Here is a 15,923-nt window from a genome sequence, read left to right on the forward strand (position 1 = left end):
CCGGCCTCGCGCCGGAACGAATCAGCATGGCGACGCCCCACGCTCGCCCGTCTCACGCTCTGCGACGCCTGCCGGGTACAAGTAAATCCCCCGAATGCGCACGGGCCGCTCACCGCCCTCGCGTACACTCGGCGCCCATTGCGCTGGCGGCGAAGGCTGCCGGCGCTGCACTCGTTTTGGCCTGCCGCCGCGACGAGCGCCTTGCCCTCCGTCCTCATCGATCCAGCGTCCGCCGAACCCGATGCCCAAGTTCCCGTTCCCCGCTCCGCCGCTGCCCAAGGCCGGCCAACAACGCGCCTGGTGGCGCGCGCCGGTGTCGCCCTCGGCGCTGGCCTTCCACCTGGCCGCCGCGGCGGCCGCGCATGCCGGCCCGCTGCTCGCGATCGCGCGCGACAACCACGCCGCGCACCAGTTGGAATCCGACCTGCGCACCCTGCTGGGCGGCGACGGCGAACTGCCGGTGCTGCCGTTCCCGGACTGGGAAACCCTGCCCTACGACCAGTTCAGTCCACACCCGGACATCGTCTCGCAGCGTCTGGCCGCGCTGCACCGCTTGCCCAATCTGCAGCGCGGAATCGTGGTGGTGCCGGTGCAGACCCTGCTGCAACGCCTGGCGCCGCTGAAGCATGTGGTCGGCGGCAGTTTCGACGTGCGCGTCGGCCAACGCCTGGACATGGACGCGGAAAAGCGCCGTCTGGAATCGGCTGGCTACCGCAACGTGCCGCAGGTGCTGGACCCCGGCGACTTCGCGGTGCGCGGCGGCCTGCTCGACGTCTATCCGATGGGCGCGGACACGCCGTTCCGGGTCGAGCTGCTGGACGACGAGATCGAGACCATCCGCGCCTTCGATCCGGAGTCGCAGCGTTCGCTGGACAAGTTCGACGCGGTGCGCCTGCTGCCCGGCCGCGAAGTACCGCTGGACGAGGCCTCGCTCAAGCGCGCGCTGGACGCGCTGCGCGATCGCTTCGATCTGGATACGCGCCGCAGCGGCCTGTACCAGGACTTGAAGGCCGGCATCGCGCCCTCGGGCATCGAGTACTACCTGCCGCTGTTCTTCAACGAAACCGCCACCCTGTTCGACTACCTCGGCGCGAGCGCGCTGCCGGTGCTGGGCGAAGGCGTGCTGGAAGCGGCCGAACAGTTCTGGATCAACACCGGCGAGCGCTACGAACAGCGCCGCCACGATCTGGAACGGCCGCTGCTGCCGCCCGACACGCTGTACCTGTCGCCGGACGCGCTGCGCGAACGCCTCAATCAGGGCGAGCGCGTCGAGGTCTGCGGCGAAGGCCATCCGCAGCGCGAGCGCGCGCTCGCGCTGGGCGACCAGCCGGCGCCGGCGCTGCCGTTGGCGGCCAAGGACGCGGCGCCCGCGCAGGCGCTGAAGTCGTTCCTGGGCAGCTACCGCGGCCGCGTACTGATCGCCGCCGACAGCGCCGGCCGCCGCGAGGCCTTGCTGGAACTGCTGCAGGCCGCCGAGCTGCGCCCGGAGGTGCTCAGCGACTGGAGCGCGTTCGCCGCCGGCGATGCGCGTTTCGCGATCGCGGTGGCGCCGCTGGACGACGGCTTCGCCCTCACCGATCCGGCGCTGGCCGCGCTCACCGAACGCCAACTGTTCCCCGACCGCGCCTCGCAGCCGCGCCGGCGCAAGCGCGTCGGGCGCGAACCCGAAGCCATCATCCGCGACCTGGGCGAACTGTCCGAGGGCGCGCCGATCGTGCACGAGGACCACGGCGTCGGCCGCTACCGCGGCCTGATCGTGCTGGAAGCCGGCGGTCAGCCCGGCGAATACCTCGAGATCGAATACGCCAAGGGCGATCGCCTGTACGTGCCGGTCGCGCAGCTGCACCTGATCAGCCGGTACTCGGGCGCCTCGGTCGAGACCGCGCCGCTGCATTCGCTGGGCGGCGAGCAATGGACCAAGGCCAAGAAGAAGGCCGCCGAGAAAGTCCGCGACGTCGCCGCCGAGCTGCTGGAGATCCAGGCCAAGCGCCAGGCCCGCGCCGGCTTGGCGCTGGATCTGGACCGCGTGATGTACGAGCCGTTCGCGGCCGCGTTCCCGTTCGAGGAAACCCCGGACCAGCACGCCGCGATCGAGGCGGTGATCCGCGACCTGGGCAGCAGCCAGCCCATGGACCGCGTGGTCTGCGGCGACGTCGGCTTCGGCAAGACCGAGGTCGCGGTGCGCGCGGCCTTCGTCGCCGCCGCGGCCGGCAAGCAGGTCGCGGTGCTGGTGCCGACCACCCTGCTGGCCGAACAGCACTACCGCAACTTCCGCGACCGCTTCGCCGACTGGCCGCTGCGCGTGGAAGTGCTGTCGCGCTTCAAGACCGCCAAGGAGATCAAGGCCGAACTGGAGAAACTGGCCGAGGGCAAGATCGACGTGATCGTCGGCACCCACCGCCTGCTGCAGCCGGACGTGCGTTTCCCCGACCTGGGCCTGGTGATCGTCGACGAGGAGCAGCGGTTCGGCGTGCGCCAGAAGGAAGCGCTGAAGGCGCTGCGCGCCAACGTGCACCTGTTGACCCTGACCGCGACGCCGATCCCGCGCACGCTCAATATGGCCATGGCCGGTCTGCGCGACCTGAGCATCATCGCCACCCCGCCCGCGCACCGCCTGGCGGTGCAGACCTTCGTGGTGCCATGGGACGACGCCCAGTTGCGCGAGGCCTTCCAGCGCGAGCTCGCGCGCGGCGGCCAGGTCTACTTCCTGCACAACGACGTCGAGAGCATCGGCCGCATGCAACGCCAGTTGCAGGAGCTGGTACCGGAGGCGCGCATCGGCATCGCCCACGGCCAGATGGCCGAACGCGAGCTGGAACGGGTGATGCTGGATTTCCACAAGCAGCGCTTCAACGTGCTGCTGGCCTCGACCATCATCGAGTCGGGCATCGACATCCCCAACGCCAACACCATCATCATGAACCGCGCCGACAAGTTCGGCCTGGCCCAGCTGCACCAGCTGCGCGGCCGCGTCGGCCGTTCGCACCACCGCGCGTACGCCTACCTAGTGGTGCCGGACAAACGCTCGATCACCGCCGACGCGCGCAAGCGCCTGGATGCGATCGCGGCGATGGACGAACTCGGCGCCGGCTTCACCCTGGCCACCCACGACCTGGAGATCCGCGGCGCCGGCGAGCTGCTGGGCGAGGACCAGAGCGGGCAGATGGCGGAAGTCGGCTTCAGCCTCTACACCGAACTGCTGGAACGCGCGGTGCGTTCGATCCGCCAGGGCAAGCTGCCCGACGTGGATGCGACCGAGGCGCGCGGCGCCGAGGTCGAGCTGCACATCCCGGCGCTGATTCCGGACGACTACCTGCCCGACGTGCACACCCGCCTGACCCTGTACAAGCGCGTCAGCGGCGCGCGCGACGTCGACCAGCTGCGCGAGCTGCAGGTGGAGATGATCGACCGCTTCGGCCTGCTGCCGGACGCGGCCAAGCATCTGTTCGCGGTCGCCGAGCTCAAGCTGGCCGCGACCGAGCTGGGCATCCGCAAGCTCGACCTGGGCGAGAAGGGCGGACGGGTCCAGTTCGTCGAGAAGCCGAACGTGGATCCGATGGCGGTGATCCGCCTGATCCAGACCCAGTCCAAGCTCTACCAGATGGACGGCGCGGACAAGCTCAAGATCAAGCTCGACCTGCCCGACGCGCCCGCGCGCCTGGCCGCGGCCAAGGGCTTGCTCACGGTGTTGCGACAAGCGGCCTGAGCGTAGGCGCGGTGAGCCAAGGCGAACCGCACCTCGCCATGCACCGCACTCAACGCCGGTGCGGTTGCCACCGCACCCTACGCTCCTCGTAGGGTGTGGTGAGCCAAAGGCGAACCGCACCATCGCCATGCACCGCACTCAACACCGGTGCGGTTACCACCGCACCCCACGCCGCTCGCAGGGTGTGGTGAGCCGAAGGCGAACCGCACCATCGCGCCACCGCGCGCCACGCCACTCGCAACGCAAGCCCGGCGCCCCTAGCCGCCGCCATTCCGGCGTACGATGCGATGCCCTTCCGCACTCGCCACGCACCGCCGATGAAAGAACTGCTGTCCACCCGTACCACGCTCACCCTGGCGGCCGCCGACGGCATCGCCCGCGCCGCGGAAACGCAGGCGCGTGCGGGCGGGCATGCGGTGGCGATCGCGATCGTCGACGACGCGGGGCGTTTGCTGCTGTTCCGACGCATGGACGGCACGCCCAACGCCAGCGTCGAGGTCGCGATCCGCAAGGCCGAGCACGCGGCCAACTACCGCCGCGACACCGTGTTCCACCAGGAGCTGCTGGCGCAGGGCCATACCGTCGTGCTCGGCCTGCCGCAGGCGTTGCCGCTGGAAGGCGGCGTGCGTCTGCAACACCAGGGCCAGGTCCTGGGCGCGATCGGCGTGTCCGGCGCGCCCGCGGCCCAGGACGGCGAGATCGCGCGCGCCGGCACGCAACTGCTGGACGTTTGAGGACCCACGCATGTCTTTGCCGAAAACGCTGTCGACGCTGCTGGCGGTATGGCTGTTGGCCGCCTGCGCAAGCGCGCCGCCGCAGACCGCCACCGCGCTCGAATTCGTGCTGGTGCGCCACGCCGAGAAGGCCAACGACGATCCGCGCGATCCCAGCCTGAGCCCGGACGGCTTAGCGCGCGCGCAGCGCCTGGCCGACAGCCTGGCCGGCCAGGACGTGTTCGCCGTCTACGCCACCGACTACCGGCGCACCCGCGACACCGCCACGCCCACGGCCGCCGCGCACGCGACGGCGGTGACCGTGTACGACGCCAAGCGGCCGGCCGCCGAGTTCGCCGCGCAACTGCGCGCGCGCCATCCGACGGGCACGGTGCTGGTGGTCGGCCACAGCAACACCGTGCCGGAGATCGCCGCGGCGCTGTGCGCCTGCACGGTCGCGCCGATGGCCGAGAGCGAATTCGACCGCCGCATCGCGATCGTGTTCGACGCCCAGGGCCACGCGCGCGTGAGCGAGACCCGCTATTGATGACGCGGGCGGCGCTGCCGGACTGGGACGGCGACGTCGCCGCCGCGCGCGCGCTGCAGGAAACCCTGGCGCGCGACGTCGTGCTGGAAGACGGCTTCCCCACGCCCTTGCGCCGCATCGCCGGTTTCGACGTCGGCTTCGAGGACGAGGGCGCGATCACGCGCGCCGCCGCGGTGCTGTTGGACGCCGACAGCCTGCAACCGCTGCGGCAGGCAATCGCGCGCATTCCCACCCGCATGCCCTACCTGCCCGGTCTGCTGAGCTTTCGCGAACTGCCGGCCTTGCTGGCCGCATTGGATGCGCTGGGCGAGCCGCCGGACCTGGCCTTCGTCGACGGCCACGGCATCGCCCACCCGCGCGGCCTGGGCATCGCCGCGCATTTCGGCGTCGCCACCGGCCTGCCCAGCATCGGCGTGGCCAAGAAGGTGCTGGTCGGCCGTCACGACGAGCCCGGACCCGAGCGCGGCGACTGCGCGCCGCTGGCGTATCGCGGCCGCACCATCGGCCAGGTCCTGCGCAGCAAGCCGCGCTGCCGGCCGCTGATCGTCTCGCCCGGCCATCGGGTGTCGATGAGCAGCGCGCTGGCCCTGACCCTGCGCTGCCTGCGCGGCTATCGCCTGCCCGAACCGACGCGTCTGGCCGACCGCCTGGCCTCGCGCCGCGACCGCGGCTGAAGGACATGGCGCAACGCAGCGGCGGCGCCGAACCGGACACCGGCTGGGCGCAGCGGCGCCACGCTTCGGCGCTGTCGGCCGCGTCTCACCGGCGCGAGTACGCGCGCTCGCCTAAGCTCGATGCCCAATGCTTAACGGGACAAGGAGTCCCCACGATGCAAGGCGTGCTGTTCGTGACCGCATTGCTGGCCTACGCCGGCACCTACACCCTCGGCGTCCATTTCGCGCGCGGTCTGCTCGGCGCCGGACCCGAGGCCTTCCTGCCGCGCCTGATCGGTCTGACCGCGCTGGCCTTGGCGACGCTGGCCTTCGTGTTCTGGGCCCAGGTCACCTTCGTCGACTCGCAAATGTCGGCGATGCCCGAGCCGGTCGCGCACGCCCGCTACGCGCAACGCGTGCTGGCCCTGTCGATCGCGCCGGCCCTGGTGATCGCGCTGGGCGCCTTGATCCTGGGCTGGCGCTCCAAGCGCGCCTACCGGGCGCAGGCACGGCAGCCGCGCGAGCGTACCGCCGCGGCGCGGTGAACGCGGCGTCGCGGCGCGCGCGACGGCGTCGGTTACGATCCGGGGCTCCCGCATCGAGGCCGTCGCCATGAGCCGTCTGTTCGCCGTCCTGCTGTCGCTCACCGCCCTGTCCGCCTGCGCCAGCGGCCCTGGCGCCGGCCCCTCCGACGGCGGCGAGCGCAGCGCCACCCTCAAGCCGGGCGAGCGCATCGCCCTGGCCGATCGCTCGCAGCTGCGCTATATCGGCGTCAGCAACGACTCGCGCTGCCCGCCGAACGTGCAATGCATCCGCGCCGGCGACGCCGACGTGAATTTCGAATTCGCGCCCGCCGCGGGCGCCGCGCAGGCGCTGAACTTCAACACCGAGCGCGCAACCGTGCTCACGGCCGGCACCTGGACCATCGAGCTGACTTCGCTGGCGCCCGGCGAGGCACCGGCGGCCACGCTCAAGATCGCCGCCACGCCCTGAAGCCGCGCGGCGTGTTGCGGCGCCCAAGTCCCGGCGCCGCAACACGCCGTTGCGCGCAAGGCGCGTTCGCGCCGCGGGCGCCGTGACAAGCTAGCGGCCTTGCATCCGCGCAGCCAGAGAGCCACGCCATGAGCACGATCGTCGCCCCCCGCGTCCACGACCTCGGCGGTTTCCAGGTCCGTCGCGCCGTGCCTTCGATCCAGGCCCGTTCGGTCGGGCCGTTCGTGTTCGTCGACCACATGGGCCCGGCCGTGTTCGAACCCGGCCATGGCATCGACGTGCGTCCGCATCCGCATATCGGCCTGGCCACGGTCACCTTCCTGTGGTCGGGCAGCATCGGCCACCGCGACACGTTGGGCAGCGTGCAGGACATCAATCCCGGCGACGTGAACTGGATGACCGCCGGCCGCGGCATCGCCCATTCCGAACGCACCCCGCAGGCGCTGCGCGCGGGCGAGCATCCGCTGCACGGCATGCAGACCTGGGTCGCGCTGCCGCGCTCGTTCGAGGAGACCGCGCCGGCCTTCCACCACCACGGTGCGGCGACGCTGCCGCAGCTGCGCCGCGACGGCGCCTGGCTGCGCGTGGTCGCCGGCCGCGGCTACGGCGAGGAGTCGCCGGTCAAGGTGTTCAGCGACACCCTGTACGTCGCCATCGATCTCGACCCCGACGCCGAGCTGGCGATCGAGGACAGCCACGCCGAACGCGCGCTCTATCTGCTCGAGGGCCAGGCCCAGTTGGACGGCGCCGACCTGCCCGAGAAGCACCTGGTGGTGCTGGACCCGGGCACGCGCCCGCTGCTGCGCGCCAAGACCCCGCTCAAGGCCATGCTGCTGGGCGGCGAGCCCTTGGACGGCCCGCGCCACCTGTGGTGGAACTTCGTGTCCAGCTCGCGCGAGCGCATCGAGCAGGCCAAGCAGGACTGGCTGGACGGCCGTTTCGGCCAGGTCCCGGGCGACGACGAGTTCATTCCCCTGCCCGAGCGCTGAGCCCGGGCCGCCGACTTGACCCCGCCTGGGCGCGGTCAACGCGTCCGGCCGCCTATTCAGTTGCATCTGAAACCACAGGATTTGTCAATCCCCCGGAACTGCCTTATGTTCTGACGCAGGTCACGTTTTATCGTCCAGACCTCAAGGGGGATCCAGTCGTGAAAATGCCGGCATGCCGCATGTCGATCCTGCCCGTGCTCGTCGGGCTCCTGTACGCAGGAAGCGCACAGGCTCAACAACAGGATGGATGCCCGCAGTTGCCGCCTACTTCGCAACTGAGCTGGGAACACAAGGCCAACGCCGGTTCGGATTTCTGCCGCGCTCTGCGCGAGGACGGCAGCGAAGCGTTCGGCATGTACATCTCCAACAAGTCGCCGTTCGTGCCCAAGCGCGGCGATCGCCGCGAAACCAGCAACATCGACGGCAAACCCGTGTTCTGGTACCGCGGCGAACTCGCCGGCAAGCCCGATGTGCAGGTGCGCGAAACCCTGCTCGATCTCGGCGACGGCCGGGTCGCCCACATCTGGCTGCAGGCGCCCACGCCCGACAAGCTCGGCGAAGTGCTGGGCCTGACCCAGGGGCTGCGATTTCCTTCGGCCCGACTGAGCAGCAAGTGATCCGATGACGGCGACGGCGGTCTCAATCCGCCCTCGCCGTCATCGCACCGTTCCCCTTTGCTCGCGAGCGCGCGCGGCGTACCGTGTGTGCAGGCGCGTGCGCGCCGGTGCGTGAAACCACAGACCCGAAGGTCCCGATCCGTCATTCCAGGAGGAAGATCATGATCAAACGACTCGGCGCCGAATTCATCGGCACGTTCTGGCTGGTACTCGGCGGTTGCGGCAGCGCGGTGCTCGCGGCCAACTTCGGCGGGGTCGGCAATCCGCTGGGCATCGGCTTCCTGGGCGTGGCCCTGGCGTTCGGCCTGACCGTGCTGACCGGCGCCTACGCGCTGGGACATATCTCCGGCGGCCACTTCAATCCGGCGGTGAGCTTCGGGCTGTGGGCGGGCGGACGCTTCGCCGGCAAGGACCTGCTGCCTTACATCGTCGCCCAGGTGCTGGGCGGCCTGCTCGCCGGTTTCGTGCTGTGGCAGATCGCGTCGGGCAATCCCGAGTTCGCGGTCGATCCCAACGCCGCCGGCGCCTTCGCCAGCAACGGCTACGGCTCGCATTCGCCGGGCGGCTACTCGGTCGCGGCGGCGTTCCTGTGCGAAGTGGTGATGACCGCGATGTTCCTGATCGTGATCCTGGGCGCCACCCACAAGCGCGCGCCGGCCGGCTTCGCGCCGATCGCGATCGGCCTGGCCCTCACTTTGATCCACCTGATCAGCATCCCGGTCACCAACACCTCGGTGAACCCGGCGCGCTCGACCGGCGTGGGCCTGTTCGCGGGCTCGCAGGCGATTTCGCAGTTGTGGCTGTTCTGGCTGGCGCCGATCCTGGGCGGCCTGCTCGGCGGCGTGATCTACCGCTGGTTCGACAAGGACTGAGCGATCGCCGGCGGCGCATCGCCGCTATCGGTATCGCGAGCCACGAGAGGCCGCGTCCCACGCCCCCGTCGAGCGTGGGGCGCGGCCCTTTCGTCATGGCGCCGCGTCGCGCGCCTCAGCGCGCCGCCTTCTGCTTCACCGCTTCCTCGGCCGCGTCCAGCGCGGCCTGCTGCAAGGTCGCGGCGAGCTTGCGGTTGCCGGCGCTCTCGGCGGCGTCGAGCATCTGGTAGCTGGCCTGCAGCAGCTTGATGCCGCGCGGCGGAATCTTGACGATCTTGCCGCCGACGATGGCGAAGCCGCCCGCGCCCTGGCTCACGCCGGGCGATACGAAACTGGCGACGATGACGAACTTGTTGGGATCGATCCCGGGCATGACTGCACTCCTTCGCACGGATACGGCACGACCGGACGGCCGCGCCGGCGCGTGATGCCCATCGGCGGATTCGTCCGATGAAACGCGCCGTAGCTAGCTAACGCGTCTGGCCGCGCACGCCGGCCAGACGCGCGCCGATCAGCGTTCCCACCACGGGCGAGGCGCCTTGCGGCCCTGCATGCGCGTCTCGTACTCGCGCGCGATCGTGTCCAGCGTGGTCGCGGCGAAGCGCGCCAGCAATTGCACGCGCGCCTCGTCCAGGGCCTCGCGCAAGGCCGCGTTCACGCCCTGCTCGACCAGGCAGCGCGGGTGATCGTCGGACAGGCCCAGCGCGAACACCGGCGGTTCGCCGATCGCGCGATAGACGTCGAGCAGGCTGATCCGTTCCAGCGGCTGGGCCAGGGTCCAGCCGCCGCCGTGCCCTTTCACCGACTGCACGTAGCCGCGCTCGCGCAGCCCGGCCATGGTCCGGCGCACCACCACCGCATTGGTGTTGAGGATGCTGGCGATCAGCTCGGAAGCGATCGGCGCCGGATGCTGGGCCATGTGGATCAGCACATGCAGCATGCGCGACAGGCGGTTGTCGTTTCTCATCCGGCGCGCTCGCGGGTGGTCGTCCGGGCCCAGCTTAACAGTCGCGGACATCATGTAACACATGAAGTTGCATCATGACCGGCGCCGATGATAAAACGTAACTTCAATTGATACATATTGACCGTCAGGCTCGCGACGCCTCCTGCGTCGACGGGCGCGGTCGCCCAGCTCAGGAGCAGGACCATGCAGTACGAAGTCATCGTCGTAGGCGGCAGCTATGCCGGCCTGGCCGCCGCGATGCCGCTCGCGCGCGCACGCCGACGCGTGCTGGTGATCGACGCCGGGCGGCCGCGCAACCGCTACGCCGCGCATTCGCACGGCTTCTTCGGCATGGACGGCTGGACCCCGGCGGAAATGCTGGAAGAGGCCCGCTACCAGCTCTCGACCTACCCCAGCGTGGAACAACTGCCCGGCCAGGTGCAGCAGGCGCGCGCGCACGGCGAGGGCTTCGCGCTCACCTTGGCCGACGGCCGCGAGCTGGGCGCGCAGCGGCTGATCCTGGCCACCGGCGTGAGCGACGAACTGCCGGCGATCCCCGGCCTGCGCGAACGCTGGGGCCGCAGCGTGGTGCATTGCCCCTACTGCCACGGTTACGAGTTCGAGCGCGGCGCGCTGGGCGTGCTCGCGACCCAGGCCACGTCGATGCATCAGGCCCTGCTGGTGCCCGATTGGGGCCCCACCACCTACTTCAGCCAGGGCGCGTTCGAGCCCGATGCCGAACAAACGCAGCGCCTGGCCGCGCGCGGCGTCGCGATCGAACGCAGCCGCGTGGTCGAGGTCGTGGGGCCCGACGACGGACTCACCGGCGTGCGCCTGGAAGACGGCCGCGAACTGGCGCTGGCCGGCCTGTTCGTGGCGCCGAGCACGCGCCCCGCCGATACCCTGGCCGAACAACTGGGCTGCGCTTACGACGAGGGCCCGTGGGGCCCGCTGCTGCGCGTGGACGAGTTCAAGCGCACCACGGTCGCCGGCGTATACGCGGCCGGCGACGCCAGCAGCGCCATGGCCAGCGTCAGCCTGGCGGTCGCGGCCGGCACCCTGGCCGGCGTCGGCGCGCACCAGTCCCTGCTCGGGTTTTGATCCGGGCGCAGAAACGAACGGGGCCGCGCGGTGCGCGGCCCCATCGTTGGGTCGACCTCGAGAGCGAGGTTTAGAACTTGCCTTCCTGGAAATCGACGAAGGCCTGCATCACTTCCTGCTTGGTGTTCATCACGAACGGGCCATAACGCGCGACCGGCTCGCGCAGCGGGCGCCCGCCGACCAGGATCAGACGGCTGTCGCGACCCAGGTCGCGCAGCTTGAGGCGCTGACCGCCGGACAACACCGCCAACTCCTGCGCGTCGACCGCACGCGCGTCCTGGCCGTCGCCGATCTCCACGCCGCCCTCGTACACGTAGACGAACACGTTGTGGCCTTCGGGCAAGTCGTATTCCCAGCTGGCGCCGGCCGCGAGCGCGACGTCGACGTAGACCGGATCGGTCGCAGGCTGCACGATCGGACCGCGCAGATCGCCGATCGCACCGGCGATCAGCTTCAGCTGCACGCCTGGCGCCGGCTGCAACGCGACGATGCGCTCGGGCGCGAACTCCTGGTACTTGGGCTCGGTCATCTTCTCGCGCGCCGGCAGGTTCACCCACAGCTGGAAACCGCGCATGCGGCCCTCCTGCTGCTCGGGCATCTCCGAATGCACCAGCCCGCGCCCGGCCGTCATCCACTGCACGCTGCCGGGCACCAGCACGCCCTCGTTGCCGTGGTTGTCCTTATGGCGCATGCGTCCGTCGAGCATATAGGTCACGGTCTCGAAACCGCGGTGCGGATGCTCCGGGAAACCGGCGATGTAGTCCTCGGCGCGATCGGTGCCGAACTCGTCCAGCAGCAGGAACGGGTCCAGATCCGGCAACTCGGCCCCGCCGATCACCCGGGTCAGGCGCACACCGGCGCCATCCGAAGTCGGCTGACCACGCAGCTTGCGCCCGACGCGCGCATAGCGCGGGGCCAGGTCATGGGTAGTGGTGGTGGACATGCTCCTCTCTCCTGTCTCGCTCGCCGTATTGGCGTTGAGGCATAGGATGGCACCGCAAAAACAGAACGAAGCACTTAAGCACAGGAGTATCTATTACAAATTTGGAACAATCAGCCTGATGTGGCGAGATTGGCGCAGGGGCCGCACACCCGGCTATGACAGGGCAGCGGCACCAGCGTTCAAACCGCCCTGGCCATAATCACCATTTGCAATTGTTATTCGCATTCGCGTATAGCCAATCACGCACCACGTCTGCAGTCGCAGCGGTTGCCGTTGCGGTTGCCGTTGCCGTTGCGGTTGCGGTTGCGGTTGCCCCGGCATTCAAATCCAAAAGCCCCGCCCCCACACGACCAACCGTAGACCCGAAGGGCGGCGCGCAGGACGCGCGCCGTTTTTCGAATGGACAGGGACGTCCATTCGAAAAATCCCGGCGCACGCACCGAACTCGCAAGGGAGGGTTGGTCACGCTAGCCCTTCTCTTTGGTTACTTTCTCTTGGGCTAGCAAGAGAAAGTGACCCGCATGCGCAGCAGGCGGAAGCCGTTGACCTTCGGGCCGAGCCGACGAAGCAACAGCAAAAGCAAATCCTCCCCAACCCGCCCGGCCAGCAGGCACCGCCTGCTGGCGTTCAGCCGTGCACGAACCTGCGGTTCGTAAACCGCACGGCTTCACCCTTTGACAAAGGAGGGAGCTAGGAGCAAGAGAAAGTGACCCGCATGCGCAGCAGGCGGAAGCCTTTGATCTTCGGTCAGAAGAGGCGACAGCAAAGCAAAAGCAAATCCTCCCCAACCCTCCTTTGACAAAGGAGGGAGCTAAGAGCCAAAGAGGTAGGAGCTAGGAGCTAGGAGCAAGAAAGCGATCCGAATCTCAACGACACCAGCCAACGCAGTAGCCGGAGTTCACGGTCGCGGCACGCGCCGCTCCTACCCAATAGCGGCGAACGACCTGTCGCCACCGAATCGAAAGACAGCGCAGCCCCTCAAGCCCGGCAGCGAAACCACACATCCCTACGCCTTGCGCGTATACACATACACCGTCGCCGGCGGCACGTTGCGCAGAATGAACTCCCCGCGCCGCACATGCAGCCCCAACTCCCGCATCACCGCATCGGCCACCGGCGCCGCCGGCCCGTAGGTGAACTGCACGAAGGTCCCGTCCGGCCGCAGACACTCGAACGCCGCCGCCAACAGACTGCGCTGCAACTGCGGCGGCATCGTCAACAGACCCAGCCCCGACACGATCGCATCCGCCGGCCCCTGATCCAGATACCCGTTCGCACGCGCCAACTCCGGCAGCGAACGCGCATCGCCCAGCAACACCTGTACCTGCGGAAAGCGCAGATGCAGATGCGCGTGCAACTCCTCGTTGAGCTCCAGCACCAACAGATCGCGGTCGGCGATGCCCGCCGCGAGCAGCGCACGCGTGATCGCCCCGGTGCCGCCGCCGAGTTCGATCACCCGGCGCGCGTCGTCGGGCAGCTCGGCGATCATCGCCGCCGCCAGCTCCGGGCTGGACGGCGCCACCGCGGCGGTGCGCAGCGGATTCTTCAACCATTGGCGGAAGAAGGTCCAGGCACCGGGCTTGCGCGTTTTCAAGGCTTCGTCCTTCACAACGGCTGCAGCCGCCAACAACGATGGATGCGTGCATCGCGGGCGAAGTCGGGCGGGATGGTCTCGGCGCTGATCTCGCGGCAGTCGGCGAATTCCGCGATCGCCTCCTGCTCGAGGCGGAAGCGGCGGAAGTTGTTGGAGAAATACAGCACGCCGTTGTCGGCCAGGCGCGCGACCGCGGCGCGCAGCAGGCGCACGTGCTCGCGCTGGATGTCGAAGTCGTCGGCGCGCGCGGAATTGGAGAAGGTCGGCGGGTCGCAGAAGATCAGGTCGTAGCGGCCGCGGTCGGCTTCCAGCCAGGCCACCGCGTCGGCCTGGACCAGGCGATGGTCGGCGCCGCCGATGCCGTTCTCGCGCAGGTTGTCGGCGCACCACTGCAGGTAGGTCGCCGACAGGTCGACGGTGGTGGTCTGCACCGCGCCGCCGACCGCCGCGTGCACGCTGGCCGCGCCGGTGTAGCCGAACAGGTTGAGGAAGCGCCGGCCGCGCGCCTCCTCGGCGATGCGCAGGCGCATCGGCCGGTGATCGAGGAACAGGCCGGTGTCGAGGTAGTCGTGCAGGTTCACGCGCAGCTTGGCCGCGCCCTCGCGCACCACCAGGACTTCGCCGCGCTGGTCGAAGCGGCCGTACTTGCTGCCGCCCTTGCCGCGCGCTCGGGTCTTGAGGGCGATGCGCTCGCGCGGCACCGCGAAAGCCTCGCGCGCGGCCGCCATCAGTTCGTTGAGGCGACGGCGCTGGTCGGCTTCGGGGATCGTGGCCGGTGCGGCGTATTCCTGCACGTGCAGGTGGAGCTGCGGTTCGGGCTCGTCGCTGGCGTAGACGTCGATCGCGGCCGAGTATTCGGGCAGGTCGGCGTCGTAGGCGCGGTAGCAGCTGACCGCCTCGCGCTCGCGCCAGCGCTTGAGCTTGTGCAGGTTCTTGCGCAGGCGGTTGGCGACCATCTGCGCGCCTTCGGACAAGACCGGCGGCGGCGCGTCCGGCGCGTTCTCGGCGCGCGCGCGCGGCGCGATCGGGTCGCACACGATCAGGGTGCATTCGATCGCGCCGTTGAACAGCTGGTACTTCTTGTTCGCGCGCAGGCCGGTGGCCTGGGCCAGCTCGGCGTCGCCGCACAGCAGGCTGGCGCGCCATTGCGGCGCCAGGCGCTTGAGGGTGTTGCCCAGCGCGCGATACAGGGCGGGATCGGCGGCCAGACGCGCGTCGTAGGGCGGATTGCAGACCGCCAGGCCGGTCGCGGCGACGGGCTCGCCCTCGGCCGATTCGATGGCCGTCGGCGCGGGCAGCTCCTGCAGCTGCTCGACCGCAGCGACCTGCCAGCGGATCACCCCGGCCAGGCCGGCCATGACTTCGTTGTCGCGCGCGGCGCGGATCGCATGCGGATCCAGATCGCTGCCCTGGAATACCGGCCGCAGCGCGGCGCGGCCGGCGTCTTCGCGCACGCGCGCCTGTTCGCACAGCTCCTGCCAGGCGGCGCGGTCGAAACCGCGCCAGCGCGTGGGCGCCAGGCCGTCGTGGCGCAGCAGGCCCGGCGCGACGTCGGCGGCCATCAGCGCGCCTTCGATCAACAAGGTGCCGCTGCCGCACATCGGGTCGATCAGCGCGCCGCCTTCGGCGTACACGCGCGGCCAACCGCCGCGCATCAGCACCGCGGCGGCGAGGTTTTCCTTCAAGGGCGCTTCGCCCTGCTTGAGGCGCCAGCCGCGGCGGTGCAGCGAGCCGCCACCCAGGTCGATCGAGACGATCGCGCGGTTCTTGCGGATCACCAGGTTCAGGCGCAGGTCGGGCGCCTCCACGTCCACGTCGGGGCGCGCGCCGGTGCGCGCGCGCATCACGTCCACCACCGCGTCCTTGACCCGCTGCGCGGCGTAGCGCGCATGGGTGATCGCGGTACCGGAAACGTGCGCATCGACGGCCAGCGTGTTCGTCGCGTCCAGATGCTGCGGCCAATCGATCGCGGCCACGCCGGCGTAGAGCGCGTGCTCGTCGGGGCAGTCGAACTCGGCGATCGGCCACAGCACGCGGCTGGCCAGGCGCGACCACAGCACCGCGCGCTGCGCGTCGCGCAGTTCGCCCTCGGCGTTGGCGCCGGCCAGGGCGGCGGTCGCGCGCGCGCAGCCCAGCGCGACCAGTTCGTCGGCCAGCAGATATTCCAGACCCTTGCCGCAACTGACGTAGAACTTCACGAAGACTTCCTGATGTGCATGGCGAACAGCGGAGTGAGCATCGAGCACGGA

The 15,923-nt window shown here is 69.8% G+C and carries 15 protein-coding genes; 10 read left to right on the plus strand and 5 right to left on the minus strand.

Going from position 1 to position 15,923, the window contains the following annotated elements; translation table 11 throughout:
• Window positions 1-241: 241 nt before the first annotated feature.
• The 9 genes from mfd (at window position 242) to aqpZ (ending at window position 9,090) form a co-directional block, all read left to right on the plus strand.
• Window positions 242-3,706: a transcription-repair coupling factor gene (gene mfd, locus BMZ45_RS09645; RefSeq protein ID WP_091635568.1), complete on the plus strand. Its 3,465-nt coding sequence runs from the start codon at window positions 242-244 to the stop codon at window positions 3,704-3,706.
• Between the two features lie 317 nt (window positions 3,707-4,023).
• On the plus strand, window positions 4,024-4,440 hold the full coding sequence (locus BMZ45_RS09650) for a GlcG/HbpS family heme-binding protein (RefSeq protein ID WP_175489020.1): 417 nt from the start codon (window positions 4,024-4,026) through the stop codon (window positions 4,438-4,440).
• A gap of 10 nt (window positions 4,441-4,450) precedes the next feature.
• On the plus strand, window positions 4,451-4,966 hold the full coding sequence (locus tag BMZ45_RS09655; protein ID WP_091635574.1) for a histidine phosphatase family protein: 516 nt from the start codon (window positions 4,451-4,453) through the stop codon (window positions 4,964-4,966).
• Window positions 4,966-5,640 (plus strand): deoxyribonuclease V, encoded by a 675-nt coding sequence (gene nfi / locus BMZ45_RS09660; protein ID WP_091635577.1) that lies wholly within the window; start codon window positions 4,966-4,968, stop codon window positions 5,638-5,640. The genes BMZ45_RS09655 and nfi overlap by 1 nt, the downstream gene beginning before the upstream one ends.
• Window positions 5,641-5,795: 155 nt before the next feature.
• A complete protein-coding gene (locus BMZ45_RS09665; protein ID WP_091635580.1) occupies window positions 5,796-6,164 on the plus strand; it encodes a hypothetical protein in 369 nt (122 codons plus the stop codon).
• Between the two features lie 67 nt (window positions 6,165-6,231).
• Window positions 6,232-6,612: a hypothetical protein gene (locus BMZ45_RS09670; protein ID WP_091635582.1), complete on the plus strand. Its 381-nt coding sequence runs from the start codon at window positions 6,232-6,234 to the stop codon at window positions 6,610-6,612.
• Between the two features lie 128 nt (window positions 6,613-6,740).
• Window positions 6,741-7,601, plus strand: coding sequence for a pirin family protein (locus BMZ45_RS09675; RefSeq protein WP_091635585.1), 861 nt, complete (start codon window positions 6,741-6,743; stop codon window positions 7,599-7,601).
• A gap of 257 nt (window positions 7,602-7,858) precedes the next feature.
• Entirely contained in the window at window positions 7,859-8,218 is a 360-nt protein-coding gene (locus tag BMZ45_RS09680; RefSeq protein ID WP_091635588.1) for a hypothetical protein, read from the plus strand.
• Window positions 8,219-8,379: 161 nt separating this feature from the next.
• Window positions 8,380-9,090, plus strand: a complete 711-nt coding sequence (gene aqpZ, locus BMZ45_RS09685) for an aquaporin Z (protein WP_091635590.1) — start codon at window positions 8,380-8,382, stop codon at window positions 9,088-9,090.
• A 115-nt stretch (window positions 9,091-9,205) separates the two neighbouring features.
• On the opposite strand, the gene BMZ45_RS09690 is transcribed toward aqpZ, so the two are convergent.
• Together BMZ45_RS09690 and BMZ45_RS09695 are read right to left on the minus strand one after the other, a co-directional pair.
• Window positions 9,206-9,463, minus strand: coding sequence for a hypothetical protein (locus BMZ45_RS09690; protein ID WP_057161340.1), 258 nt, complete (start codon window positions 9,461-9,463; stop codon window positions 9,206-9,208).
• Between the two features lie 138 nt (window positions 9,464-9,601).
• Window positions 9,602-10,057 carry an Rrf2 family transcriptional regulator gene (locus tag BMZ45_RS09695; RefSeq protein ID WP_091635593.1) on the minus strand — a complete coding sequence of 152 codons (456 nt, stop codon included), beginning with the start codon at window positions 10,055-10,057 and terminating at the stop codon, window positions 9,602-9,604.
• 183 nt (window positions 10,058-10,240) lie between these two features.
• On the opposite strand from BMZ45_RS09695, the gene BMZ45_RS09700 reads away from it, so the two are divergent.
• Entirely contained in the window at window positions 10,241-11,137 is an 897-nt protein-coding gene (locus tag BMZ45_RS09700; RefSeq protein ID WP_091635595.1) for an NAD(P)/FAD-dependent oxidoreductase, read from the plus strand.
• Between the two features lie 70 nt (window positions 11,138-11,207).
• Here BMZ45_RS09700 and BMZ45_RS09705 read toward each other — a convergent pair whose 3' ends face one another.
• The 3 genes from BMZ45_RS09705 to rlmKL form a co-directional block, all read right to left on the minus strand.
• Entirely contained in the window at window positions 11,208-12,080 is an 873-nt protein-coding gene (locus BMZ45_RS09705; RefSeq protein WP_091635598.1) for a pirin family protein, read from the minus strand.
• A gap of 1,006 nt (window positions 12,081-13,086) precedes the next feature.
• Window positions 13,087-13,674, minus strand: coding sequence for a class I SAM-dependent methyltransferase (locus BMZ45_RS09710; RefSeq protein ID WP_217643179.1), 588 nt, complete (start codon window positions 13,672-13,674; stop codon window positions 13,087-13,089).
• A gap of 11 nt (window positions 13,675-13,685) precedes the next feature.
• Window positions 13,686-15,872, minus strand: a complete 2,187-nt coding sequence (rlmKL, locus tag BMZ45_RS09715; protein ID WP_091635604.1) for a bifunctional 23S rRNA (guanine(2069)-N(7))-methyltransferase RlmK/23S rRNA (guanine(2445)-N(2))-methyltransferase RlmL — start codon at window positions 15,870-15,872, stop codon at window positions 13,686-13,688.
• Window positions 15,873-15,923: the final 51 nt, after the last annotated feature.

It is taken from the genome of Lysobacter sp. cf310 (genome assembly GCF_900114355.1).
Lineage (GTDB): Bacteria > Pseudomonadota > Gammaproteobacteria > Xanthomonadales > Xanthomonadaceae > Lysobacter.

Coding starts and splice junctions, on each gene's coding strand:
- mfd (WP_091635568.1), top strand. CDS start 242: ATGCCCAAGTTCCCGTTCCCCGCTCCGCCGCTGCCCAAGGCCGGCCAA.
- BMZ45_RS09650 (WP_175489020.1), top strand. CDS start 4,024: ATGAAAGAACTGCTGTCCACCCGTACCACGCTCACCCTGGCGGCCGCC.
- BMZ45_RS09655 (WP_091635574.1), top strand. CDS start 4,451: ATGTCTTTGCCGAAAACGCTGTCGACGCTGCTGGCGGTATGGCTGTTG.
- nfi (WP_091635577.1), top strand. CDS start 4,966: ATGACGCGGGCGGCGCTGCCGGACTGGGACGGCGACGTCGCCGCCGCG.
- BMZ45_RS09665 (WP_091635580.1), top strand. CDS start 5,796: ATGCAAGGCGTGCTGTTCGTGACCGCATTGCTGGCCTACGCCGGCACC.
- BMZ45_RS09670 (WP_091635582.1), top strand. CDS start 6,232: ATGAGCCGTCTGTTCGCCGTCCTGCTGTCGCTCACCGCCCTGTCCGCC.
- BMZ45_RS09675 (WP_091635585.1), top strand. CDS start 6,741: ATGAGCACGATCGTCGCCCCCCGCGTCCACGACCTCGGCGGTTTCCAG.
- aqpZ (WP_091635590.1), top strand. CDS start 8,380: ATGATCAAACGACTCGGCGCCGAATTCATCGGCACGTTCTGGCTGGTA.
- BMZ45_RS09690 (WP_057161340.1), bottom strand. CDS start 9,463: ATGCCCGGGATCGATCCCAACAAGTTCGTCATCGTCGCCAGTTTCGTA.
- BMZ45_RS09695 (WP_091635593.1), bottom strand. CDS start 10,057: ATGAGAAACGACAACCGCCTGTCGCGCATGCTGCATGTGCTGATCCAC.
- BMZ45_RS09700 (WP_091635595.1), top strand. CDS start 10,241: ATGCAGTACGAAGTCATCGTCGTAGGCGGCAGCTATGCCGGCCTGGCC.
- BMZ45_RS09705 (WP_091635598.1), bottom strand. CDS start 12,080: ATGTCCACCACCACTACCCATGACCTGGCCCCGCGCTATGCGCGCGTC.